This is a genomic window from Aquirufa sp. ROCK-SH2 (assembly GCF_054558315.1).
Genome location: NZ_JBPXKB010000001.1, coordinates 704,341 through 729,901, shown reverse-complemented (window position 1 = coordinate 729,901; position 25,561 = coordinate 704,341). Strand labels below are relative to the sequence as shown.

Sequence of the window (25,561 nt, the reverse complement as noted above, 5' to 3'; positions counted from 1 at the left end):
ATTTGAACTTGTAGTTCATTGGTAAACTCAAGTTTGTATAATCATTTGAACTTGTAGGTCAAGCGTCATTTCAATTTCAAATAACAATCGGCATTTAAAATTTCGCTCCAATAAGCTTTTCTAATTCATTAATTGGAACAGAATATGTTTGCCAATTTGGGTTCAAATAATGTTCATTTGGGATTAAAATACACCATGTTTTATCCGGTGTGAATACCACTTTCCAACAATGTGAGGGGATAACTACTTCTCCGATTCTCCCAATTCTGCCAATTCCTCCTGCATAAATTGTTAACTTTTGCCCTCTTTTGGCCAATTTGCGACAATATTCTTCTAGTCGTTTCCACGGTCCTCTATTCAATTGAGGCGTCTGTGGTAACATATTGGACATTAAAAATGTCTCTTCATTCAAATAATCGTTTGAACTTCTATCTTCTGAATTGCATAAATGACCTCTGTCGTATCCTGATTGTCGATAATCATCAGAATCAGCTTTTTTGAAATTATTTGGTATGGTATCATCTTCTCTAAATCGATTGCTTCTTTCAGCAGGGCCTAAGTCGGTATAAGAAAGTGTCCAAGCCACCCAATTTGCTCGGGCGTCATTTCCATTGTAGGACATGACATAACCTTTTTTAACGACTAGATAATTGGAGGTAGATGCGGTACTCGCCCCCGTGATATTTTTTAGTCCAGTGGGTAGTAGTTGAAGAAATACAAATAATATGTATTGAAATATCATGAATTACTTTTTAAAACCATGGCCTCGGAAACCTATTACCTTTTACCTCTTACCTCTTACCTCTTCAGCATATAAATCGCTAATTTTTTAGCCGCAAGGAAGTTTTCATATTCCAAAGGAGTTCTTCGGTTATTGGTATATTCGTTGTATAACCATGGGTCACCCAAAGCAAATACTTTTCCTTTACCTACCTTGGCAACCGCCATAACTGAATGCCCCTGGTGATTCACCAGCGATTTAGCAGAACCAGTTAATTTTAACGTAGTAATTTCTTTGATATATACTTTTTTAATAGGGTCAAAGACTTCATTACCTATTGGGATCATAACAGCTCCTTGTTCCCAATTTTTACCTTGTACGAAATTTAAATTGGGTGCTACGAATTCTATCCCAAATCGTTTTGCTAAAATATTGAATTGTGGAATTTCACAATTCGTGGTGTCGTTAGCTAATAAAATTAAATGCCCTCCATTTTTCACCCAAGCTTCTATTTCATCTGCTGCTTTGGCAGTCATATAATTGGGATGAGCTGTTTCTTTGTACGAATCTGGATCAACGATGATATAAACAGAGGCATCTTTGAGCGTTTGTTGGGTAGGAGAAGTTCCTAAACTGTCTATTTTAGCTCCTAATTGTTGCCATTGTTGTCCCCAAAGCCAAAATCCTGAATCTTTTCTGTCTTCCCAAGTATAGTGAAATCTTTCTGATTTTCCTTCTTTTGTTTTTCTGTATTCGTGATTGAAATAATAGTCTAATACTACTTTTTTCCCTTGACCAATGGATAATTCATCTGCAATTTCCATTTCTAATGATGCTAAAATAAATGGCCCAACACCCTTCAAATCATCTTTTTTCAAAGGTTCACTTAAGTAATAGTCATAACTTCCATCACGGTAAGGAGTTCCACCCAATCCTCCGACACTGACAGTTTTTTCTAAATGTAAATTTCCTTCTGCATCTTTTGATACAAACTCTTTATTTATTCCAGAATAGGCTTTTTTAGCTGCAATCAAGAACTTTGCTGGTAAATAGCCATTTTTGACACCTTTTGCAAAAGCATAGACAAACATGTTGGCACAGGATGCCTCAAAATAATTTCCTTTTCTACCTGGGAAATTAGGGACTTGGTACCATAGTCCGGTTTTAACATCCTGAATTTTTAATAAAGCATTGCTTAATTTATTCAATTGATTGATGAGAATATTTCTTTTTGGATGATTTTTGGGCATATAATCTAAAACATCTACCAAGGCCATTTCATACCATCCCATAGATCTACCCCAGAAATTGGGTGAATGACCATTTTCCTTATTGGCCCAAGGTTGAACTTTGGCATAATCAAAAGCATGAAATAATAAACCCGTTTTAGGATCAATTCCACCTTTCCACATTAATTCAAATTGCTTGACGATATCATCCCAATTATTTTCATTGAAAATACTTCCATATTCAGCGTAAAATGGCTCCAACATATATAATCCATCTAACCACATTTGGTTAGGATATCTGTCTTTATGCCAAAATCCACCTTCTTGCGTTCTAGGTTGATTTCTTATTTGATCTCTTAATTTTTGTGCAGCTAATTTGTATTTTTCATCTGCAATTTCTTGGTAGAGAAAAAGTAATGCCCTTCCTGTTGTAATATTATCCGAATTGAATTCAGATGCCTTATAGGTTCTAATATTTCCTTTTTCATCTACAAAAGATTGAATATTTTTCTTGATATATTCAAAATATTTCGCATCCCCTGTTCGAATATAAACTTGTTCTAAGGCTTTCAAAAATAAACCTTGTTCGTAATCCCAATTTGCTGGCTTGCCTGTTTTAACTTGAATAGAATCTGCATGAATTTTCATCATAGATTCAGCCATTAAAACAGAATTTTGAGCCATTGATATGGCTGAAATGCATAATAGGTGCACTAACAAGATGTATTTTTTCATATTATCTTAATTCAGTTATTTCCGAAAATTCCATGTCTGTATAATCTTTGTTTTCCCCAGCCATTCCCCAAATAAAGGAGTAGTTTTTGGTTCCACATCCACTATGTACTGACCAAGGTGGAGATATGACAGCTTGATGATTTTGCATCCAAATATGTTTGGTTTCTTGAGGTTGTCCCATTAAATGCATCACAGAATGAGCAGGATCTACATCAAAATATAAATAAGCCTCCATTCGTCTATCATGAACGTGTGCTGGCATGGTATTCCAAACAGAACCTGGTTCCAATATCGTTAAACCCATCACCAATTGGCAGGATTGAATCCCTTCATTATGAATGTATTTGTAAATTGTGCGATGATTAGATGTTTCTAAACTACCTAAAGTAACAGTTATGACGTCCTTTTTAGCCAAATGCGTATTAGGATAGGTAGCATGAGCAGGGGAGGAAAGTAGGTAAAATAATGCAGGTTGGTCTTTTGAAATTGATTCAAAAATGACTTTTTTTGTACCTTTTCCGATGTAAACTGCATCTAATTTGTCAACTATAAATTCTTCATTTTCAGTGCTTATTTTTCCTTTACCACCCACATTAATAATGCCAATTTCACGTCTTTCTAAGAAATAATCAGCTTTTAATTTATCAGGATTGGGTAATTCAAGCGCCAAATTAACAGGTTTGGCGCCGCCTATAATCATTCTATCGTAAATTGTATAGGTTAATTCTATGCTATCTGCATGAAAGATATTCTCAATTAAAAATTGCTCTCTTATTTGTTGGTTAGTGAAAGTGGAAACTTCTCTACTACTCGCCTCAAATCTATAATTCATATTAATATAATTTTTATTTTTAAAGCTCCAATTGCCGTTATTCTACTCATTAAAATTTATCTTTGAGGTGAAATATGCAATTGGAAGATTCGACTTTTTATGATCATTTTGGAAAAGAATTAGAAGTTTTAGGCTTTGGTCTTTACTCTAATGAAAATGAATTATTCCCTATTTGGTTCCAGCCAGATAAACAAATCTATATCGAAGCAATTTCTTTAGTGTATTTTGAAAAAATAAAATGCCATATTTCACCTAAAATTTGGCAAAAAAGAATTATACTTAATCGGAGTAAATTTAAATATTTTTTTTGCGTTTGGGAGGATACTTGGTATCAACAATCTGATTTTATCCGTAAACATATTTTTCATTTAATCCATGGATATAAATCAATCTTTGCTAGGGATTTAAAGCTAGACTTTATACCTGAAAATCTTGCAAATGAATTTTTATCTACTTCTCATATTTTAGGATTTTCTAAAGGTAAAAGCTATTTGGGTATCTTTGTTCCACCTCATCGACATTTTAGAGGAATAAAAAGTCCATTTCAATTTGACAATAATCCATTGGTTGGTGTAGTTGTTATGGGGAAAACCTTGGTTATGAAAGATGAGAAATATTTAGGTCAAAAGTCGGCTGAATTGGTTCGATTTGCTTCATTACCAGGAACGAGAATTGTTGGAGGACTTACAAAAGCATTGGAATATTACAAGCATTCCTTTTTAATTGATAATGTGATGACCTACATTGATTTAGAATGGAATGACGGCAAGGGTTTTTTGGGTATGGGATTTCACTTCGAATCAATGACGAATCCGCTCTTATTTAAGTTAGATTATTTCTTTAACAGGAGTTTGGTAGACAATTGGGACGAAGCAAATGTTTGTAATGCAGGTAATTTGAAATTAAGGTACGTATTGAAATGAAGCAAATTCCTTTGATTGTTATTTTAGGACCTACTGCCAGCGGTAAAACGAATTTGGCAGTCCAATTGGCTAATCGTTTAGACGGTGAAATTATTTCTGCTGATTCTAGGCAGATTTATCGAGGATTAGATATTGGTACAGGAAAGGATTTGCATGAATTTGTGTTGGGTGACCGTGCAATCGACTATCATTTGATTGACATAATGGATGTTGGAGAAACTTATTCCGTGGCACATTTTAAGTCAGATGCAATAAAAGCAATTAATAAAGTTGTTGAAAAAGGTAAAATGCCGATTCTCTGTGGGGGAACAGGATTATATATTGATGCTTTACTTTCTGATTATGAGTTTTCTCATATTCCCGATTTTTTAGAACAAAATCAATATTTAAATCGTGAATTTCATGTTTTTGGATTAAATCCTCCCCTTGAAATACGGCGAGAAAAGTGTTCCACTCGATTAAAACAAAGAATTGATGAAGGCTTAATTGAGGAAGTGGAAAGTTTATTGGAAAAGGGAGTAAGCGCTGAAGATTTAAAATGGTTAGGATTGGAATATAAATGGATTGTCAATTATTTAGAAGGCACCTTGACTTTTGATGGATTTCAAAAAGGTTTAGAAATTTCTATTCAACAATTTGCTAAAAGACAAATGACTTTTTTTAGAAAAATGGAACGTTCGGGAATTGATATTCAGTGGGTTCCGTTTGAATTATCTCTTCAAGAGCGATTAGATTGGCTAATTTCAAAAATAAATTTTTAAGGAATTTTGCTTAAAAGGTTGCATAAAATGAAAAATCACCTTACTTTTGCAATCTCATTACGAGACAGAGAGTTGGCAGAGTGGTCGATTGCGGCAGTCTTGAAAACTGTTGACTGTTACAGGTCCGGGGGTTCGAATCCCTCACTCTCTACACAAGCGCATCCATCGATGCGCTTTTTTTGTTTATTGCCTTCTAATACCTCCGCCAATCGACCTCTTTTTGGAGTATGTCCTTAACTTATGGGATATATATATTGAGCATACAAGTTATAATTAGGATTTTTTTTAACATTAAGGCATTAAGAATCATTAAGATTATCTTCCTTATTTCTTTTTTCTCTTGCGATTTTTCTTCTCTTTCAATACGAAAAAAGCTTTTAGGGCCCAATAATAAGGTGTTAAGGATGTCATTTTTTCTTATTTAGATCGACTTAGTTGTATGGACAAAATGTCTATCCCAAAAGTTTTAGGGCCTAATTCAGTAAGAGGTAAGAAGTATATGAGTTGATAAGAAAATTGAGAAAAATAGTCTTAATGATTCTTAATGCCTTAATGTTTAAAAAAATCTTACCTCAATCTTAATTGCTTAAAATATTTATCACACAGATTTCGGACATGATCCTCTTACACCCTCTGGCTTCGACTCCGCTCAGCCATCGGGTCTTACCTCTTACATCATACATCATACATCAAACCTCATCCTTTTACCTAAATAATAGCTGATAAATAATAATTAATAATTATTTTTGTTCATGAAGCTTTTCCTTGTTCCAACCCCAATCGGTAATTTAGAAGATATCACATTACGCGCAATTCGTATTTTAAGTGAAGTGGATGCTGTTTTAGCAGAGGATACTCGAAATACGGGTAAATTGTTGAAGCATTTAGAGATTTCTAAGCCATTGTATGCTCATCATTCCCACAATGAACATGCAGGAGTGCAAGGTGTTATTAAAATGTTGGAAGCGGGTAAAAAATTGGCTTTGGTTTCCGATGCTGGAACTCCTGGAATTTCAGATCCAGGCTATTTATTGGTTAAAGCTTGTTTAGAAAAAGGAATTGAAATTGAAAGTTTACCGGGTGCCACAGCTTTTGTACCAGCGCTCGTGAATTCAGGTTTTCCAACAGATCGATTTGTGTTTGAAGGATTTTTACCTCACAAAAAGGGCCGTCAAACTCGTTTTAAAAATCTTGCTGAAGAGGAGCGTTCCATTGTTTTATATGAGTCGCCGCACAGAATAATAAAGACTTTGGAACAAATAATTGAATTTATTGGCGCTGAAAGAAAGGTGTTGGTCGCTAGAGAAATCACAAAACTACATGAGCAAATGCATAGAGGCTCAGCATCAGAAGTCTTATTGCAATTTCAAACAAATCCAGATAAAGTAAGAGGTGAAATGGTTGTTGTAATTGAAGGAAAATAATGAAAAAAGTATATCTATTAATTTTACTCTTAGTTCATTCGTTATATCTGCAAGCACAATTAAGTGAACAGTCGAGTATTTCGTTGGTCACTGTTGCACCTGGTACAGAGTTATATAGCAAATTTGGTCACAGTATGATTGTCATTCAAGACCCAATCATGGGAATTGATAAGGCTTACAGTTATGGTACATTCGATTTTGGAACTGAAAATTTTTATTGGAAATTTTTGAAAGGAACTTTGCCTTATACGATTTCTTATAATCCTTTTGATCAAGTGGCAGATTATTATGCCAATTACGAACATCGAAGTTTATATGCTCAAAAGTTGAATCTTGATTTGACGCAAAGAAATTCGATTTATAATCGATTGGAGACTAATTTGTTGCCTCAAAATAAAGAATATCAATACAAATTCTTTTATGACAATTGTTCGTCCCGAATCAGGGATATTTTTGTAAAAGAGAAAGCTATTTCTGTCCCATGGGGTAAATTAGATTCCTTACAAAATTTGTCTTACAGGCAATGGATGAATAAATATTTACCATTCAATAATTGGGTTACATTTGGAATGAATTTGGCCTTAGGTGCCAGGTCCGAAGTTAAAGCAGATGCCAATCAGTCTTGTTATCTTCCAGATAATTTATTTTATGCATTAAATTTTGCCAAAAATGGTGACACACCATTGGTTAGTTCCAATATTCCATTGTATGAAGCTCCATTATCTGTCAAAAATTCGATTGATTTTACTGGCCCCATTTTTATTTTAGGAGGACTTGCTTGTTTATTATTGCTGCTTTCGTTGAAAAAGTGGAAATACTTAGCCCAATTGGATTATTTCTTATTTTCTATCTATGGTGTGTTTTCTTGGTTAATTTTCTTTTTAGCAACTTGTACAGATCATGAAGTAATGGCTTGGAATGCCTCAACATTGATGCTATTTCCACTGAATTTTCCTGCCGTTTTTTGGTTTGCTAAAAATTCTGCTTCAACTCTTTGGAAGAAATATCTAAAAATAGTATTTATTATTTCATCACTTGGCTTCGTTTTGGCTAGCTTCTATTTCTGGGGATTGTTTTTGATTGGAGCACCCATCATGATTCGATTGTATTTTTTAAGTATAAGAAAGTAGTATGGATAAGAATAAGATGAATATAGAACTTCGCAGCGATACATTTACTATGCCAACTCAAGGAATGAAAGAGGCTATGTTAACTGCTCCTTTGGGTGATGATGTGTTTGGAGAAGATCCAAGCGTTTTAGCATTGGAAAAGAAAGTCGCACAATTGTTTGGAATGCCGGCAGCTCTTTTTTGTGCCTCAGGTACAATGACGAATCAAATAGCCATAAGCGCACATGTTTCTAAAGGGCAAGAAGTGATATGTGATGAATTATCACATATCTATTTATATGAAGGTGGCGGTATTATGGCGAATGCTGGGGCTTCTGTTAAATTGCTTAAAGGTGATTTAGGCAGATTAAGTAAGGCTCAAATTGAATTGGCTATTTCTCCAGATGATATTCATGCCTGTGAAAGTGCTTTAGTTAGTTTGGAAAATACGGTTAATAAAGGAGGAGGAAGTTTTTATTCCAGCGAATCATTGACGGAAATTTCTCAATATTGTCGATCAAAATCCATACCACTACATTTGGATGGCGCTCGAATTTTTAATGCTATGACAGAAAGTGGTCAAACACCTTTGCAATTTGGCCAATGGTTTGATAGTATTTCTGTTTGTTTATCCAAAGGATTAGGTGCACCCATTGGTTCTGTGCTTTTAGGTTCTGAGTCATTTATTAAAAAGGCCAAAAGAATACGTAAGCGTTTAGGTGGTGGTTGGCGTCAGGCTGGACTTTTAGCTGCTGCGGGCATTTATGCCTTGGATAATCATGTTTTGAGATTAAAAGATGATCATCAACGCGCTAAGAATATAGCTTCAATCTGTTCCAAATTAAATTGGGTCTCGGATATTTTACCAGTATCAACCAATATTGTCATTGTTCAGTTAAAAGAGGGAATCAATGCATCAGAGCAAGTACAAAAATTAGCTCAACAAGGAATTAAATGCGCTCCATTTGGTATTGGATTTATTCGTTTTGTGACACATCTAAATTTTGATGACCAGCAATTAGAAGCATTTGAAAAACAAATTCAATCAGTATAATAGTAGAATATAGCCCAAACTTTCTTTTGTAATAAATTTAAACTTATGCAAAGGAAAGCGTTTAAAATGTTTTTGATTCCGGGAAATGAAGTCGAATATCTTCGCAGGCACGATGATATTTGGCCTGAACTTTCTCAACTATTAAAAGAGGTTGGCATTTGTAATTATTCCATTTTTCTCGATCGAGAAACTTCTATTTTGTTTGCTTATTTAGAATCGGAAGATTTATCACTTTTGGATAGCTTACCTGAAAAGGAAGTAATGAAAAATTGGTGGGCCTATATGAAAGATATTATGTTAGGTAATCCAGATAATTCCCCTGTTTCTGTCGATTTAGATCCTATGTTTTATTTAGCTTAACTATGAAAAATGTATTGATAAAATGTGTTTTGGTTATGTTATTTCCAAACATGTTATTCGCCCAATTTGACAAAAATGCTGCTTTGCAAAAAATGCATTTAGCAAAATCTTATTTTCAACAAAAATGGCCAGAAGTGGGTAAAATGATACCAAGACCTGATCGTATCAGACCTTCCAATATTTGGACACGTGCGGTATTTTATGAAGGTTTGATGGAATTATATAAAATAGACCCGAAAGCGGAAGATTTAAAATACATGGTCGATTGGGGTGAATATCATCATTGGGGATTGAGAGATGGAGCGATAAAAACTCGAAATGCTGACAATCAAGCTTGTGGTCAAGTTTATATAGATTTGTTTTTGATGAATAAAGATTCCGCAAGAATTAAGCCTATCAAAGAAAATATAGACAATATGCTTTTGACGGAAAAAGCAGATGATTGGTCTTGGGTAGATTGTTTGCAAATGGGAATGCCTGTGTTTTCGCGCTTGGGTACGATGTTTAATGAACCGAAGTACTATGAAAAAATGTATGATTTATATGCATATACCAAAAATAAACATGGGCAAAATGGATTATACAATAGGGCAGAAGCCTTATGGTGGAGAGATAAAGCCTTTGTGCCACCCTATAAAGAACCTAATGGACAAAATTGTTATTGGGCACGTGGAAATGGCTGGGTGTATGCTGCATTGGTTAGAACTTTAGAAACCATGCCAAAAAATGCTCCTCACAGGCAAGAGTATGTAGAAGATTATTTAGCTATGACTAAAGCCATTTTACCTTTACAGAGAGCAGATGGTTTTTGGAATGTTAGTTTAAAAGATGAGTCGAATTTTGGTGGTCCAGAAGTTACAGGTACAGCACTTTTTGTATATGGTTTAGCCTGGGGCGTTAATCATGGCCTTTTACCTGCCAAAAAGTATAAGAATTTAATCAACACTACTTGGGCAGCTCTATTACCAACCGTACATCAAAATGGATTTTTAGGCTATGTACAAGGTACAGGAAAAGAACCTAAAGATTCACAACCCGTTACTTACGATTCAGTACCTGATTTTGAAGATTTTGGATTAGGTTGTTTTTTATTGGCAGGAGTGGAGACGGTTAGGATGAACGAAGTAGGTAATAGATAAAAGGTAATAGGTAATAGGTAAAAGGTAAAAGGTAAACGCGCCTTCTACTCTTTTACCTATTACCTTTTAACTATTACCTAAAAAAAACTATTTCCCTGGAGTTAACACAATATTTCTATATTCAACAGGACCATGATCACCTTGAATCATGATAGGACCTGCTTCTCCTTCATTACTGTCGATAGCTCCACCTGTAATGCCTGGAATTTCTTGTTTGTTGATGATGGTAATACCATTACAAACTACAGTTACCAAACGACCTACCAAGGTAATATCATAACTTTGCCATTCACCTGCTTTTTTAGCTGGATTAACTATTGGTTTAATAAATCCATACAAAGCGCCTAACTGATCTTTCAAAGGCTCCATTCCGTAACTATCTGAAACTTGCACCTCATAACGGCCACGTAAATACACACCACTGTTGCTATCTTCTGGATAACGGAATTCTATGTGTAATTTAAAGTCCTTGAAGGTATCTGTAGTACGAATGTTTGAACCAGACTTTGGGCTAGTCAAAACACCGTCCTTGACAATCCACTGATTGGTAGATCCCATAGCTTCCCAACCCGTTAAATCTTTTCCATTAAATATTTTGATGGCTTTTCCCCAAGTAGGTTCATTCAATGAAATTAATTTAGGAGCACGCACACCGACCCAAGTATAAGTTTGACCTCTTGGAGTCGTCATGGTTCCAGTGATTTGATCCCCTGAAAGAGTACCTTCAACTTGTAAATCAGTTTCAGAAGCCTCCCATTGTGGAGGAATAGAGAAGGAGATTTTATTATCTGTTACGTTGATTTTAGAGATGGGTCTAGCACTTCCACCATCGCCAACAAAGTGTCCAACGAAAGTTTTTAAACCTGAATGACTAATTTCTAACCAAGAAGGTGATTTTTTTGTACCTGCATTGATGGTGATATCCCAACGACCTTCAACTGGTTTTGGGCCATATTTTTGCTGGGCATTGGATGAATAATTAGCTAACAAAATTGTTACTAATAACAAGGATGCTCCTTTAATAAATGGAGAGCTCTTAACGTAAGTGTTTTTCATAATTAATTGTTTTGATAATCTTCAAAGATAAATAAAACATTGAATTATGCTATGATGATTCCGTATTTCATTTAAAAATGAAAAACCCCAAGAAGTAAATCTTGGGGTTTTGTGGAGTCGGAGGGATTCGAACCCTCGTCCAAACCTAGAAACCAGCAGCTTTCTACACGTTTATTTGCTCTTAATTTTCGATCAAAAACAGGTCAGCAACCAACCACATTTTTAACTTATCCTCTGGATACTAACAAGTAGTTAGAGAAATTCTACTTGTCGACTCTGCATGTCGACGCTCAGATGCCCTCCTCGGCAGAGTTTGGAAGAGGCTGAACGATGGCACTTGGTTAGTCTATCAGACTAAGCAGCCATGGCATACGAAGTATTGCCAGTTGTGTTTCGAAGGTTTTTTAAACAGGAAATGCCTACAACTCCCGACGTGCTTACAACCGATCTACTTAAGCTGTCAAAACCGGTCGACCCCAAATTAATTATGATGTATGAATTATGAATGAAGATTTTTTTTCAACTTATATTTCAAAATCATTCTCAAAATTACATTTCAAAATCCATTATTCATAACTCATAACTTATAATTCATACTTTATATCGGTAATTCCGTAGTCTGTTTAATTTCATCCATCACAAATAAACTATTAATGTGTGCTACAGATGGTAATACCGCTAATTTTTCTTGATAAAACTTATTATAACTTTCTACATCAGCACTAACAACATTTAAATAATAATCAAAGTTCCCTGAAACCAAATGACAAGAAATCACTTCAGGAAAATCTCTAATCGCCTCCTCAAATTCTTTGAAATTCTTTCGGTTTTGTTTCTCCAAAGTAACTTGGCAATGTACCAAAAGTCCTAAATTCAATTTTTTCCTATTCAATAAAGCAACTTGCCCTAATATGTAGCCTTCATTCTCCATATTGCGTATTCTGTCGTGCGTTGGACTTAATGAAAGATTAACCTTTGATGCAATTTCCTTTAATGTGATCTGACTATTCGATTGTATAATCTTTAAAATCTTATAATCTAACGTGTCTAAATTCAATTTCATGTCAAAAATATTTTCTGTAAATCAGTATTTAAATGCCAATTTACAGAAAATATTACTGTCGATTATAATTATGTTTGTGTTTATTTCTTATTTTTAACCAAATTGCACTATATTTTATTGCAATATGGTATATTTGCAAAGTATTATACTTCATCAAAGGTAACGGCCAGCGAATTTTTTCGGTGGTCGTTCTTTTTTTACACTCATCAATCAAACTTCTAATATCATGAAAATTGGAATTCCAAAAGAAATTAAAAACCTAGAATTTCGGGTAGGTATGACTCCCGCGGGAGTTGATTCTTTGATTAAACAGGGTCATCAAGTATTTGTTGAACAAAATGCAGGTTTAGGTTCGGGCTTTCCAGATGCTATTTATCAATCTGTTGGTGCGACTATTTTACCCAATCCAAAAGAAGTGTATCAGATTGCTGATATGATTGTCAAAGTGAAAGAGCCTTTAGCCTCCGAATTTCCTTTGATACGCCCTGGTCAAATTTTATTTACCTATTTTCATTTTGCCGCCTCAAAAGAATTAACTCAAGCAATGATTCAATCTAAAGCTGTATGTATTGCTTATGAGACAGTTGAATTGCCTGATCATTCTTTGCCATTACTTACACCTATGTCTGAAGTGGCTGGTAGAATGGCAATTCAGGTAGGTGCTTTCTATTTAGCAAAGCCGCAAGGTGGTAAAGGGAAAATGTTAGGAGGTGTACCAGGTGTTCGTCCTGCCAATGTTTTAATTTTAGGTGGGGGAGTCGTAGGTACACAAGCCGCTAAAATGGCAGCGGGTTTGGGTGCAAATGTAACAATATTAGATACAAATTTGACAAGATTAAGATACCTAAACGACACATTGCCTGCCAATGTAACAACACAATTTTCTACCCAGTTTGCCATACAAGAACATTTTCCTCATACGGATTTAATCATAGGTGCAGTATTGTTACATGGTGCAAAAGCTCCACATTTAATTAAAAAAGAAGATTTGAAAAAGATGTCGCCAGGTACTGTGCTTGTAGATGTGGCGGTAGACCAAGGAGGATGCATTGAAACTTGTCGTCCAACGACTCACCAAGATCCTGTATTTTTTGTAGATAATATCTTACACTATTGTGTGGCAAATATGCCTGGTGCTGTTCCAGAAACTTCTACTGCTGCATTAACTCAAGCCACTCTTCCCTATGTTAAATTGATTGCCAATGAAGGTTGGAAATCGGCTTGTGAAAATAATAGTGCTTTGAAAAGTGGTTTGACCATCGAAAATGGTCAATTGTTAGACCCCAAATTAGCCTTAGAGTTTAATTTATAATTTATTAATGTTTTCCTGTTTTAATAAAAGGCAATTGATTTTTTCAATTGCCTTTTTCTTTGATAATTACCAAATTTTCAAACCTTGAATTTTTGATAACTCTAATTGATTCAGTTTTATCAAATAGCCATATTGAGTAAATATTAATTCAGATTCCTCCAACGTATTTTGAACTTGATCTAATTCAATTTTACGGATAAAACCCTCTTTGTATTTCTTTTCAGCTAATTTTAAGGCATATTTTGATTGCTCTACGACCTTTTTTTGACTCTCGTATTTTTGAACATTGGTTTGAAGATTACTCTTTGCTTGCTCAAATGCATTGTTTAATTTTTCTTGTGTATCCTGTAATTGCAATTGTATTCTTTCTTGCTGAATTTTAGCGATATTTGTTTGCGTTGCACCTCTTTTTCCAGAATAAATTGGGATATTTAACTTCAAACCAACCATCGAGTTGACTTTGAAATCATCTGAAAAATTTGGGGTTTCTCCATTGATTCTTGGTACATAACCATTTCTGATTCCTAAAGTCGCAATTCCAGAAACAGAGGGTAAATTAGCACTTTGGGCCAATTCAATTTCTTTCTTTGCAATCGCTTCTTGAGCACTCAATTGTTCCATTTCTAAATTAGAACTGATTTGCATTTGCTTGGCATCCAAATTTGATTGATTAAAAGAAGTGCTTGTTTTTAGGTATTGCGAGGCATTTTGTCCTAAAAGTGTACTTAAATAATCGGTTAATTGTTTAATTTGACTTTCAATCTCAATGATTTTTATCTGTTGATTTTGAACTCTAACTTGTTGGCTAATTTGATCATATTCCAAAGCCGCGCCTAATTTTACTTGATTAACAATGATATTATATTGATTTTCCAAGCGGCTATGTTGCGATTTTTGAACTTCCAACACTTTATTTAGGTATTGAATTTGGTAGTATAGATTGGCAATTTGATAGCCTAAATTAAATTCTTGTTGTTCAATTTGAGCTTTGGTTAGATTACTTTCTAATCTTGTTTTTTCAATTGCCAAAGCATTCTTTCCCCAATCATACAAGGTATGACTTGCCACAAATTGAGAATTATAATTCATATTGGGTTGAAATTGTAAAACAGATGTTCCAGTTGGTGATGCAAAACTGGCTTTGGAAACCGGATCCACTCGGGTCACTCCAATTTCTGCTCCTAGACTTGGTTTTCCATAGGATTCTTGAATTTGTGTTTTGTATTCGCCAATTTTCAACAAGTTTTTTTGACTTTTCAAATTGGGAGAGTATTGTAAAATTCCTTGAATCAAAGATGATAACTCTTTGTTTTCCTGAGCATTTGCTTGAATAGATACAAATGCTAATAAAATGAATAATTTAAATTTTGTCATAATTAATGTGCCTCTTCGGCCGCTTTATTTATTTTGTCTATTTCTGCTTGACTCTTTTTCGGTGTTTTGATTAAAAATAAAAACGGAAATATTAAGATGAATATGATGGAAACCAATCGGAACGTATCCAAATAAGCTAAATAATAAGCTTGCTTGGTTACAGCTAAATCAATGGTTTTGAATGCTGCAGCGCTTGCTTGGTATGCATCGCCAGTTTTTTGTAAAATGGTTTGACTTATTCCATTCCATCGCATTTGAAACAAAGGGTTTTCAGTTTGGATATTTGCTAATAAATCATTTCTATGCTGTGCTGCTCTTTGGGTAGCATAATTATTGGCTACGGCAATGCCAAAGGCGCCTCCCAATTGTCTAATCATGTTGGTTAATGAAATTCCTGAAGCAAATTCATTAGGTTTTAAACCTGCTACAGCTTGGTTAATCAAGGGCATCTGTAAAAATGCAACCCCAATCACTCGCAGCATCTGCATCGGAAAGAAATCCCATCTCCCCATATCGGAAGTCGATTGTCCACCCACAAAGCCAAAAATGATATAAATCACTATGCCTGATGCCATAAATGGTAAAGGTTTTCCTCCTTTGGAAAGATATTTTCCAATCAAGGGAAACAGCAATACACCTAAAAATGTGGGATACATCAAAGATAAACCCGTTTCAGTAGGGGTAAGACCATTTATTCGTTGTACCATAATGGGATAAACAAATACAGAAGTAAATAATCCGAAACCTCCAACGAGAGTGAAGATGGAACTCATCGTAAAGGTTTGATTCCCAAATATTTTCAGATTTACTACGGGATGTTCTGTGGTTAATTCCCTCCAAATAAACAATGCTGTTCCAATGACAAATCCAATGGCACTTAGAGTAATTGTTCTTGAATCAAACCAACCTTCACCTTCACCTTTTTCCAAAACATATTGTAATGTTCCAACCGCCAAGGTGAGTAGTAATATTCCTGGATAATCTATTTTAATGGACTTTCTGCTACTTCCTTCACCAGGTTTTTTTTCTATGTAAACAATCGTCAGAATACTTGCAATAATACAAATTGGAATATTGACATAGAAAATATCAGACCATTTAAAATTATCAATTAAATAACCTCCCAATACGGGTCCTAAAGAAGGTCCAAGAATAATTCCCATACCAAAGAAACCTGATGCCATTGGACGTTCCTCTGGTTCGAAAGCATCGAATAGTATGGCTTGTGAAGTGGATAATAATGCTCCACCACCGATTCCTTGAATGAATCGCCAAAAGACCAATTCCCATAATGATTCACTTGTTCCGCAGAAATAAGAGGCAATGCCAAATAAAATCATGGAACCTAAATAGTAATTTTTTCTTCCAAAGTATTCACCCAGGAAGCCTGTCATTGGAATAATTATTACGTTAGCAATGGCATAACTTGTAATCACCCAAGCGATATCCTCAATGGTTGCACCCAGTGCCCCAGAAATTTGATTCAATGCAACATTGACAATCGTAGTGTCTAACAACTCCATGACAGCGGCTGTAATGGTTGTTATTACGATAATAAATTTTGCAAATCCTTGTGGACGAGCCATTTGTATTATTTTATGGATGCTGAAACTTCAAGAGATAATCCTGCTTTCAATAAATGTTTGACTTTATCGTAATTCTGAATTTCTATTTTGACAGGAACTCTTTGAGAAACTTTGACAAAGTTCCCAGAAGAATTATCAGGAGGTAGTAAAGAGGTCTTGGCACCTGTTGATTCAGAAATGGAAACTATTTTTCCTTCTAATTTTTCTGTTGGATATGCATCTATTTTAAGTTCAACGTATCCTCCCATTTTTAAATTACCAACTTGAGTTTCTTTAAAATTAGCAACTACCCAATATTTTGAATCATCTACTAAAGTCATCAAAGGTTGTGAAACTTGGATGAATTGTCCAGGTTCAACGGCTTTTTTGCCTATTTTTCCATTCTGTGGAGCGACAATATTGGCATAACTTAATTTCAATTTTTGTTGTGCAATTTTTACCTTTTTAATCTGAATTAAAGCTTCTGCTCGATGTAATCCAGCCAAAAGAATAGCTTGTTTAGATTGACTGCTGTTTAATTCAGCAATAGCACCTTGTAATTTTATTTCTGCCAATTCAGCTAAGTCCTTATTCTCAAAATATTGCTGATGAGTAATGGCTTTTTCTTTTTCTAGTTCTGAATAATGAATTAGATCTCGCTGCGTTTTTTCTTTTTGCTGCTTTGCGATATTTACCTGTGATTTTTGGGCTTGAATGCCTTTTTCAAAACTGGAAAGGTTCGCTTTTGCATTTTCTACTTCTGTTTTCGCTTGTTCTAAATCCGCTTCTAATTCTTCTAAAGCTAACTTTCCTTCTTCAACATCTATTTCAACAAGTACTTGGCCTTTTTTTACTACATCGTAGTCGTTCACATTAACACTTTTTACATACCCTGAAATTCTAGGTAAAACAGGCACAAAGTATGCTTCAATTTGAGCATTATCCGTATCCTCGTGAGTGCTTACATATTGATATTTTTTAAATCCATAAATGATACCAATAATAAGTATCAATCCTAAAATGATTTTGGGTAAGTGTTTTTTCTGCTTCGACATAGATTCAATTTTTGTTGTGCAAAGTAACAAAGCTTTTTAAATATTGTCAAGTAAGTTGACTAAAATTATTATTTTTTGTTTAATTTTGCACAAAACTTAGATTTTTTTGAAAAGCACTGATCCCAAATATATTCTTGCGCGACTCTTAGTTCGATCATATCGTTTCATCAAACACCTAAATTCAGAGTTTTTGAAATCGAAAGGTTATGAAAATATCAAAATAGGCCATGTTATGGTGATGATGAACTTAAAAGAAGAACCTGTCTCCGTTTCTGAAGTTGTGAAATGTATTGAAATGTCCAAACAAGCTGTTAGTGTACTTATCAAAGAATTGGTCGCCAAAGATTTCATCAATACCAGCAAGCATCCGTCTGATTCAAGAGCTATTTTAGTGTCTAAAACCGAGGAGGGAATTAAGTTTTTGGAGGTTTTAAACCAATCAAGGCTAAATTTAGATCAAGAGGTAAGTACAATTTTAGGTGAGGAGCGACTAGATAATTTAAAACATTTGCTCGTGGATTTGGTGGATAACCTTGAACAAAGATGGGGTAAACTCAACGACACCATTGGTAGTACCAAATTATAATTAGAAAAATCGTTCGTGAAAATTGACTAAAAATAATTCATGCGTAGCACGAGTTATGGCAGTATATAACCATCTGAGATATTCTTGGTCAATTTGTTCTTCTTTTAAATATCCTTGATCTACAAAAACAGCTTTCCACTGCCCTCCTTGCGATTTATGACAAGTTAAAGCATAAGCAAATTTAACTTGCAAAGCATTCAAATAGGGGTCTTTTTTAATGGCCTCCATTCGATCTTTTTTCTTAGGGATATGTTGGTAGTCCTCACAAACTGAATCATAAAGTTTTTTATTGGATTCCTTGTTCAAAGCAGATTCTCCTGAATGTAAAGTCTCAAGCAATATCTTAGCTTCAATCGGAGGATGATCCTCGTAGTCGCAAAGACGCAATGTAACTTGCATAAATCGGTGTCCATGGATTTCTTCCTCTTTTTTGATTTTCATTACCTCCACAAAGTCTCCATTTGCTAAAAATCCAGCTGGAGAATCTTCCTCTAGCCAATGATAATTATTTCGGACAATCATTAATAAATCTCCCGACGAAATTTCATCTTCTTGGTATAGAATATTTCTACGTACAAATTCATTGAAAATTACGGTACTTTTATTTGATCTCGTTAATAGTATAGTATCTTCTTTACCAAATTTTCTATACGCATATTGCATTCCATCCTCCACTTTTTCTCCTGTCATTTTGAAAAAGTCTTTGAAAGATTTGGTATTAAATTTGATTTCTGTCGAATGTGCCAGAAGTAAATTTCTAATTAAAGTGGCATTATATAAAATTCCTGAATTAAGATCTTGACGCATGACATCCGTTAATTCATGGTCTTTAACTTCGATATGAAATTCGGAGCTGATATAATCTTTAGAAAGGGCTGGCGACAATGTTTTACCCACAGGTGGTAATTGAGCTGTATCACCCACAAAAATAATTTTATTTCCCGTATGACCATTTTCAGGGTTTGTGAATACATATTCAATCAAATCTGTCAGCAAACTATTTTGTCCAAAATCGGCTTCATCTGTAATCATTGATGCTTCATCCACAATAAAAATGGTGTTTGTTGCATAATTATTCATTCGCTGAAAGGCCAAATTTCCCGTATGGGGATTATTTACTTGCCGATAAATTTTTTTGTGAATCGTAAATGCTTTCTTTTTGGCATAATTCGCCATCACTTTGGCAGCTCTACCAGTGGGAGCTAATAATTGTGTTTTATATCCAAAGCTAGGAAGTATTTTTATCAAGGTCGAAATGACGGTTGTTTTACCAGTTCCTGCATATCCTTTGATGATAAAAGTCAAAGGATCAAATTCATTTGTGTTAATGATAAAATCATTTAACTTTTTGAATAACTCCACCTGAGAAGGAGTGGGTTCAAAAGGGAATTTTTGATGCAATAAAAAGGAGGGACTCTTGCTTGGATTCATTTTTGTAAGACTCAAATTTACAAAAATGCCTCTGAAACTAATAGCGATTTTTCTTTACTCAAAGGTCTAAATACGTTAATCAAGCAAATATGCGAATAAGAGGCTATATCTTCTTCGAAAATATCAATTTCTTGGATTTTATTTTCATCAATCAAGCGTCTTCGTGTAGTTCCATTTAACATCGGATGTTTGGGAGTGTACCAAATGGAATCCTTTAAAAATGCCAAATTAGCGATGGTGCAATCTTTGACTAAGCCGTTTTGTGTGAAAACAAGCTCATCAACTTCCTTATTTTGGATCAAAACTTCTGTAAAATAACTTCGATCTTCCCATTTATAGGTATAGTCATATTCGCCTAATTCGATCGTTTTTAAACGTAGTATGTTTTTTTCATGATAAGGAATAATTTCCGATTTTATCCAATGAGATTCATAAACAATTCTTGCTCTAAATTTGCCAATTGCAGGTAAACTCATACTTTTAAGGTATTCTTCAATTTGCAAAATAGGTTCATTCGTATAAAAATCCTGAAATACCTCATTCATCCTCATTTGGTGATAATCCAAATGTTGCGCTTGGCCATTTTCAATAAAGACTGTTTCTAGAAATGAAAACATATTAAAAAGGTAAATAAACTTTTTGAATTAATTCTTTGTATTCTTTTTCAGCCTCCGAAAATACAGTTATACCACCGCCACTTTTAAAGATTAATTGCTCTCCTTTTTTTTCGATAAATCGGATTAGTACTCCTGAATCAAATTTTTTCCCATCAAAATACCCTAAAATGCCAGTGTAAAAACCACGGTCATAATTCTCTATTTCTTCAATGATTTTTAAAGTTTGATCTTTAGGTGCACCGCTGATGGAACCAGCTGGCAATAATTGCTTCAAAATACTTCCAATTTTCCCTTTCAATTCGGGTAAAACTTCACCTTGAATAGCAGAAGACATTTGATGCAAATTTCCTTCGTGGGTTTTTATCGAATCAATGTATTTGTATTTTTCAACTTTAACGGGAAAGGCAACTTTGCTTAAATCATTTCGAATCAAATCTACGATTGTGGCATGTTCTGCTTGTTCTTTCTCATCTGCTATGAGTTCTTCTTTAGATGTATCTGTCACCGTTTTAGTTCCTTTCATCGGAAATGAACTAATTTGATGATTTTCATCTATTTTGATGAAACATTCAGGAGAAAAAACGACTAAAGTTTCAGGAATATGCAGTTTGTAATTGGCGTCCGCGTGTTCAAATATTTGTTCTAAGGTCAAATTGCAAGAAATAGGAGTTTCCGCAGTTAAATTGACCAAAAATGAATTGCCTCTTTTTAGTTCCTTTTGAACCTGTAAAAATTTGTTTTGGTAACTTTCAAAATCAATGGGATGTTTATCAAAGGAATAATTTGCGGATTTCTTTTTTGGTAGTGAATGATCAAATGCAAATTTAATTCCCAAATGTTCAGCAACAACTAAATTTCCTGCCCAAGCATTTTCGCCTTTAAAATCAATCAAGCAAACAAATGCTTGACCTGAAATTCCCCATTCATCCAATTGCGGATATAGCTGTTCAAAGCTAATGAAAGGAATTTCAGGCTTCATTTATAAATAGTTTTTAGCCAACTCTAATACTTTGGGTATACCTGCTGGATTTTGACCACCTGCGGTTGCCAAAAATGCTTGTCCACCTCCGCCACCTTGTACTTCTTTCGCTAAATCACGAATGATTTGTCCAGCATTGAATCCTTTATTGTCAACCAAAGATTTCGAAATTGCCAAAGCCAAACTTGCTTTTCCTTCGATTTCCGAAGTTAATAAACAGAAAATATCTTCTTGAGAGGATTGTATTTCAAATGCCAAATTTTTCAAAGCATCCGCCGTTGGAACTGTAACATTTTCAATTAAAAAGTTGACTCCATTTTGAGAACCGATTTTAGTTAATAAATCCGTTTTTAATAGGCCAATTTCTTTTAATTGATACTGCTGAATGTTTTTTTGTAAAGTTGAATTGTTTTCAATTATGCTAGATAGAGCTTTAATGATATCTTTTGGTGATTTCAATAATTCATTGATTTGATCCAAAAGCGCTTCTTGCTCGCTCAACAATTGATAGGCTTTTTGAGATGTAATTGCCTCAATTCTTCGAACACCTGTTGCAACAGAGCTTTCTGAGATGATTTTAAACAAGCCAATTTCACCCGTAGAAGGCACGTGCGTTCCTCCACATAATTCCACAGAAAATTCTTTATCAAAGGTAATTACTCGAACAAAATCGCCATATTTTTCGCCGAATAAGGCCATAGCCCCTTTTTCCTTTGCTTGAGCGATAGGTACATTTCTTTCCTCTAACAATGGAATATTGGCTGCAATTTTTCGGTTAACAATTTCTTCAATTTGCTTGATTTCTTCATTACTTACTTTTTGGAAGTGCGAGAAATCGAAACGTAATATTTCTTCATTTACTAAACTACCTTTTTGCGCCACATGAGAACCTAATACCTCTTGTAAAGCAGCTTGCATTAAGTGAGTAGAGCTGTGATTATGAGTAATGGCTCTTCTCCTCAATGAGTCTATTTGAGCAATAATTTCATCTTCATTGGCTACTTGCTCAATTTTCGAATCAGAAACCCAATGAACGATTAAATCATTTTCTTTTTTGGTATCCAAAATTTGAATACTTATTCCTGATTTTTTGAAGTACAATGTACCTGTATCACCCACTTGTCCACCAGATTCAGCATAAAAAGGAGTAGTTTCTAAAATAACTTTGTATTGAATTCCAGCCTTGTTTTGAACTTTTTGATATTTGGTAATTTGAGTAATCGTTTGATTTTCATCATAACCTACAAACTTCACTTCATCGCTTTCACGTACAATTACCCAATCTTCCGCACTTGCACCTGCGTCTTTTCTGGAACGTGTTTTTTGCTCCAATAAAGCTTTGTTAAATCCAGGCTCATCAATATCCATTCCATTTTCTCGAGCAATTAGAGCAGTTAAATCAACAGGGAACCCATACGTATCGTTTAATTCGAACACATCATCTCCAGAAAGAATGCTTTGGTTTTTTGCTTTACTCGCTTCCATTAATTTGTCCAAACGAATTAGACCAGTAGAAAGCGTTCTTAAAAAGGAAATCTCTTCTTCATAAATAACCTTTGCTACAAAAGCTTCTTGTGAAATTAATTCATCAAAAACACCTTTGAATTGTTGTGCTAAAAGTGGTACAATGCTATGTAAAAAGGGCTCTTTGAAGCCTAAATAGGTATATCCGTACCTAACAGCACGGCGTAAAATTCTACGAATAACGTATCCAGCTTTGGCATTTGAAGGTAATTGACTATCTGCAATGCAAAAAGCAATAGCACGGATATGATCCGCAATTACTCGCAAAGAAATATCAGCCCATTTTTCTTCTCCGTATTTTTTACCACATTTTTCAGCGATGAATTGAATAGTTCCTTGAAAAACATCGGTATCATAATTCGATTGTTTGCCTTGAATCGCCATGCAAAGACGCTCAAAGCCCATTCCCGTATCTACGTGTTTGGAAGGCAATGGAACCAAAGAGCCATCCGCCATTCTTTCAAACTGCATAAACACATTGTTCCAAATTTCTACCACTTGAGGGTGGTCGGCATTTACCAATGATTTTCCAGGAATTTTATCAACTTCATCCTGATTTCTTAAATCAATATGTATTTCTGAACAAGGCCCACAAGGCCCAGTTTCACCCATTTCCCAGAAATTATCCTTTTTATTTCCAAAAATAATTCGGTCTTCACCAACTATATTTTTCCAAATGTCAAAGGCTTCTTGATCAAATGGTACACCATCTTGTTCATTACCTTCAAAAACAGACACATAAATTCGATCCTTGGGTAATTGAAAAACTTCGGTTAATAACTCCCAAGACCAGGTTAATGCCTCTTTTTTGAAATAATCCCCAAATGACCAGTTACCTAACATTTCGAACATTGTATGATGATAGGTGTCAAATCCTACATCTTCAAGATCATTGTGTTTTCCAGAAACCCTTAAGCACTTTTGAGTATCTGCTATTCTATTAGAAGGTGGAGTCCCATTTCCTAAGAAAAAGTCTTTAAATTGAGCCATACCTGAATTATTAAATAATAGGGTAGGGTCATTCTTAGCCACTAATGGTGCTGAAGGTACGATAAGGTGTCCTTTTGATTTAAAAAAATCTAAAAACTTCTGGCGGATCTCCGGTGAGGTCATTGGGTAAAGTTTGAAAAAAATGGGTAAATTTGATTATTCCTATTTGTTTTTAAGCAAATGGAGTACAAAATTAGTGTATTTTATCTGAATTCTTGATTTTGGAGCTTTCATTATTTTAATTCTTTGGTATGGAATTCGACAAGCAATATTATTTAATTTCTGAAGTTGCCAATTTATTTGGAATCAAAACTTCTAAAATCAGGTATTGGGAAACGCAATTCCCTCATTTAGTGCCTAAAAGAAGATCCAGTGGTATTCGAAAATATACTCCTTCTGATATTGAGAAAATACAGGTGTTAGTGGATTTAATCGATAAAAAAGGATTAACCATTGAAGGTGCAAAATTAGCAATTAACAACAAAGGTGTACCTAAAAATGAAAATAATAGCTTAATTTATCAACTAACTGAAATTCGTGATTTTTTACAAGTTATTCGCAATGATTTAGGGGAATAATTTAATACCTTGGGGCAATAAATTCAATATAATGCCTCCCACTGATCAAAACAAAATTTTACAAATAGCACTTACTTTAATTCCTCAATTGGGTGATATTCGTGCTCGTAGATTAATCTCCTATGTTGGTTCTGCAGAAGCAATTTTTCAATCCAATGCAAAATATTTAGAGAAAATACCGAATATTTCTAGAACAATCAGTCAAGAAATTCATCATAAATCTTATCGAATTCTTGCCGAAGAGATTTATCTAAATTGTCAGAAAAATGGAGTTGATGTGAATTTCTATTTAGATGATTCTTATCCTAGTCGTTTAAAGTATTTATATGATTCTCCATTGTTATTATATTCCAAAGGAGTCAATGAATTAAATCATGCTAAAATGCTAGCTGTGGTTGGTACACGTAAAGCTACAGAATATGGAAAAAAAGTTACCAAGGAATTAGTTCTGCAATCAAAAGTTCAAAATGTGGTCTTTGTCAGTGGTTTAGCTTATGGAATTGATATTAGTATGCATCAATATTGTATCGAAAATAATATTCCCAATATTGCTGTTTTGGCAGGTGGCTTTGATTTTATTTATCCTTATGAACACAAGAAATACATTGATAAAATTATGGATTTGGGTGCATTGATTTCCGAGCATCCCATTCATGAAAAACCGGATTCAAGGTATTTTCCGCTTCGGAATCGAATTATTGCAGGAATGACTGATGCTACTATTGTGGTAGAGGCAGCTAAAAAAGGCGGAGCGCTTATCACTGCCGAATATGCCAATAATTATCACAGAGAAGTTTTTGCTGTCCCAGGAAATTTAGATAAAACATTTTCAGAGGGCTGTAATCAACTTATTGCCAAACATCAAGCAAATATTTATACCAATTGGGAAAGTTTAGCTCAACATTTAAATTGGAGTCAAACTACTTCTGCGAATCAAACTAAATTAATGGAATTTAATTATGATCGTTTTACGGAATTAGAATCGACAATTTTATCTCAATTGCGTCAAAATGGCGAACTCCCTTTGGATGAATTGGCATGGAAAGTTCAAAAATCTGTGTCTGAAATAGCTTTTATCATGTTGAATTTGGAATTTCAAGGTGTAATAAAAGCTATTCCAGGTCACCGATATAAACTGAATTAA

Annotated in this window: 23 protein-coding genes, 1 tRNA gene and 1 other RNA gene; 12 read left to right on the top strand and 13 right to left on the bottom strand. The window is 34.4% G+C overall.

The window, feature by feature from the left end; genetic code table 11:
• Window positions 1–94 precede the first annotated feature (94 nt).
• Genes V7S79_RS03195 through kduI form a run of 3 tightly spaced genes read right to left on the bottom strand, consistent with a single transcriptional unit; the run spans window position 95 to window position 3,517 of the window.
• The gene (locus V7S79_RS03195) at window positions 95–742 is read right to left on the bottom strand and encodes a DNA/RNA non-specific endonuclease (protein WP_459489106.1); all 648 of its coding nucleotides are present in this window, start codon (window positions 740–742) and stop codon (window positions 95–97) included.
• Window positions 743–798: 56 nt separating this feature from the next.
• Window positions 799–2,685, bottom strand: coding sequence for a glycoside hydrolase family 88 protein (locus V7S79_RS03190; RefSeq protein WP_459489105.1), 1,887 nt, complete (start codon window positions 2,683–2,685; stop codon window positions 799–801).
• A gap of 1 nt (window position 2,686) precedes the next feature.
• A complete protein-coding gene (kduI, locus tag V7S79_RS03185; RefSeq protein WP_459489104.1) occupies window positions 2,687–3,517 on the bottom strand; it encodes a 5-dehydro-4-deoxy-D-glucuronate isomerase in 831 nt (276 codons plus the stop codon).
• 74 nt (window positions 3,518–3,591) lie between these two features.
• Between kduI and V7S79_RS03180 the strand changes: the two genes are divergently transcribed.
• From V7S79_RS03180 to V7S79_RS03145, 8 genes are all read left to right on the top strand, one after another.
• A complete protein-coding gene (locus tag V7S79_RS03180; protein WP_459489103.1) occupies window positions 3,592–4,440 on the top strand; it encodes a hypothetical protein in 849 nt (282 codons plus the stop codon).
• Entirely contained in the window at window positions 4,437–5,201 is a 765-nt protein-coding gene (locus V7S79_RS03175; protein ID WP_459489102.1) for a tRNA (adenosine(37)-N6)-dimethylallyltransferase, read from the top strand. Before V7S79_RS03180 ends, V7S79_RS03175 begins: the two co-directional genes overlap by 4 nt.
• A gap of 66 nt (window positions 5,202–5,267) precedes the next feature.
• A tRNA-Ser gene (locus V7S79_RS03170) sits at window positions 5,268–5,352 on the top strand.
• 601 nt (window positions 5,353–5,953) lie between these two features.
• The gene (gene rsmI / locus V7S79_RS03165) at window positions 5,954–6,625 is read left to right on the top strand and encodes a 16S rRNA (cytidine(1402)-2'-O)-methyltransferase (protein WP_459489101.1); all 672 of its coding nucleotides are present in this window, start codon (window positions 5,954–5,956) and stop codon (window positions 6,623–6,625) included.
• Complete coding sequence (locus V7S79_RS03160) at window positions 6,625–7,755, top strand: lipoprotein N-acyltransferase Lnb domain-containing protein (protein WP_459489100.1); 1,131 nt, start codon at window positions 6,625–6,627, stop codon at window positions 7,753–7,755. Before rsmI ends, V7S79_RS03160 begins: the two co-directional genes overlap by 1 nt.
• A gap of 1 nt (window position 7,756) precedes the next feature.
• Window positions 7,757–8,788, top strand: a complete 1,032-nt coding sequence (locus V7S79_RS03155) for a threonine aldolase family protein (RefSeq protein ID WP_459489099.1) — start codon at window positions 7,757–7,759, stop codon at window positions 8,786–8,788.
• A 45-nt stretch (window positions 8,789–8,833) separates the two neighbouring features.
• Complete coding sequence (rhaM, locus tag V7S79_RS03150) at window positions 8,834–9,148, top strand: L-rhamnose mutarotase (protein ID WP_459489098.1); 315 nt, start codon at window positions 8,834–8,836, stop codon at window positions 9,146–9,148.
• 35 nt (window positions 9,149–9,183) lie between these two features.
• On the top strand, window positions 9,184–10,287 hold the full coding sequence (locus V7S79_RS03145; RefSeq protein WP_459489097.1) for a glycoside hydrolase family 88/105 protein: 1,104 nt from the start codon (window positions 9,184–9,186) through the stop codon (window positions 10,285–10,287).
• A gap of 87 nt (window positions 10,288–10,374) precedes the next feature.
• On the opposite strand, the gene V7S79_RS03140 is transcribed toward V7S79_RS03145, so the two are convergent.
• The 3 genes from V7S79_RS03140 to V7S79_RS03130 form a co-directional block, all read right to left on the bottom strand.
• Window positions 10,375–11,343, bottom strand: a complete 969-nt coding sequence (locus V7S79_RS03140; RefSeq protein ID WP_459489096.1) for a 3-keto-disaccharide hydrolase — start codon at window positions 11,341–11,343, stop codon at window positions 10,375–10,377.
• Between the two features lie 109 nt (window positions 11,344–11,452).
• Window positions 11,453–11,821: a transfer-messenger RNA gene (gene ssrA / locus V7S79_RS03135) on the bottom strand.
• A 120-nt stretch (window positions 11,822–11,941) separates the two neighbouring features.
• A complete protein-coding gene (locus tag V7S79_RS03130; RefSeq protein WP_459489095.1) occupies window positions 11,942–12,406 on the bottom strand; it encodes an Lrp/AsnC family transcriptional regulator in 465 nt (154 codons plus the stop codon).
• Window positions 12,407–12,632: 226 nt separating this feature from the next.
• On the opposite strand from V7S79_RS03130, the gene ald reads away from it, so the two are divergent.
• Window positions 12,633–13,718, top strand: coding sequence for an alanine dehydrogenase (gene ald / locus V7S79_RS03125; protein ID WP_459489094.1), 1,086 nt, complete (start codon window positions 12,633–12,635; stop codon window positions 13,716–13,718).
• A 66-nt stretch (window positions 13,719–13,784) separates the two neighbouring features.
• On the opposite strand, the gene V7S79_RS03120 is transcribed toward ald, so the two are convergent.
• The 3 genes from V7S79_RS03120 to V7S79_RS03110 are packed head-to-tail and all read right to left on the bottom strand — an operon-like array spanning window position 13,785 to window position 17,712.
• Window positions 13,785–15,092: a TolC family protein gene (locus V7S79_RS03120; protein WP_459489093.1), complete on the bottom strand. Its 1,308-nt coding sequence runs from the start codon at window positions 15,090–15,092 to the stop codon at window positions 13,785–13,787.
• 2 nt (window positions 15,093–15,094) lie between these two features.
• Window positions 15,095–16,678 carry a DHA2 family efflux MFS transporter permease subunit gene (locus V7S79_RS03115; protein WP_459489092.1) on the bottom strand — a complete coding sequence of 528 codons (1,584 nt, stop codon included), beginning with the start codon at window positions 16,676–16,678 and terminating at the stop codon, window positions 15,095–15,097.
• 5 nt (window positions 16,679–16,683) lie between these two features.
• The gene (locus V7S79_RS03110) at window positions 16,684–17,712 is read right to left on the bottom strand and encodes an HlyD family secretion protein (protein ID WP_459489091.1); all 1,029 of its coding nucleotides are present in this window, start codon (window positions 17,710–17,712) and stop codon (window positions 16,684–16,686) included.
• A 106-nt stretch (window positions 17,713–17,818) separates the two neighbouring features.
• On the opposite strand from V7S79_RS03110, the gene V7S79_RS03105 reads away from it, so the two are divergent.
• Window positions 17,819–18,298 (top strand): MarR family winged helix-turn-helix transcriptional regulator, encoded by a 480-nt coding sequence (locus V7S79_RS03105; RefSeq protein ID WP_459489090.1) that lies wholly within the window; start codon window positions 17,819–17,821, stop codon window positions 18,296–18,298.
• Here V7S79_RS03105 and V7S79_RS03100 read toward each other — a convergent pair whose 3' ends face one another.
• From V7S79_RS03100 to alaS, 4 genes are read right to left on the bottom strand one after another with little or no spacing between them, the layout of a single operon-like run.
• Window positions 18,299–19,729 carry an ATP-dependent DNA helicase gene (locus tag V7S79_RS03100; RefSeq protein WP_459489089.1) on the bottom strand — a complete coding sequence of 477 codons (1,431 nt, stop codon included), beginning with the start codon at window positions 19,727–19,729 and terminating at the stop codon, window positions 18,299–18,301.
• 17 nt (window positions 19,730–19,746) lie between these two features.
• Window positions 19,747–20,346 carry an aminotransferase class IV gene (locus tag V7S79_RS03095; RefSeq protein WP_459489088.1) on the bottom strand — a complete coding sequence of 200 codons (600 nt, stop codon included), beginning with the start codon at window positions 20,344–20,346 and terminating at the stop codon, window positions 19,747–19,749.
• 1 nt (window position 20,347) lies between these two features.
• Complete coding sequence (locus V7S79_RS03090; RefSeq protein WP_459489087.1) at window positions 20,348–21,325, bottom strand: aminodeoxychorismate synthase component I; 978 nt, start codon at window positions 21,323–21,325, stop codon at window positions 20,348–20,350.
• Complete coding sequence (gene alaS / locus V7S79_RS03085) at window positions 21,326–23,962, bottom strand: alanine--tRNA ligase (protein WP_459489086.1); 2,637 nt, start codon at window positions 23,960–23,962, stop codon at window positions 21,326–21,328.
• 128 nt (window positions 23,963–24,090) lie between these two features.
• On the opposite strand from alaS, the gene V7S79_RS03080 reads away from it, so the two are divergent.
• Together V7S79_RS03080 and dprA are read left to right on the top strand one after the other, a co-directional pair.
• Window positions 24,091–24,417 carry a MerR family transcriptional regulator gene (locus V7S79_RS03080; protein WP_459489085.1) on the top strand — a complete coding sequence of 109 codons (327 nt, stop codon included), beginning with the start codon at window positions 24,091–24,093 and terminating at the stop codon, window positions 24,415–24,417.
• A gap of 31 nt (window positions 24,418–24,448) precedes the next feature.
• The gene (gene dprA, locus V7S79_RS03075; RefSeq protein WP_459489084.1) at window positions 24,449–25,561 is read left to right on the top strand and encodes a DNA-processing protein DprA; all 1,113 of its coding nucleotides are present in this window, start codon (window positions 24,449–24,451) and stop codon (window positions 25,559–25,561) included.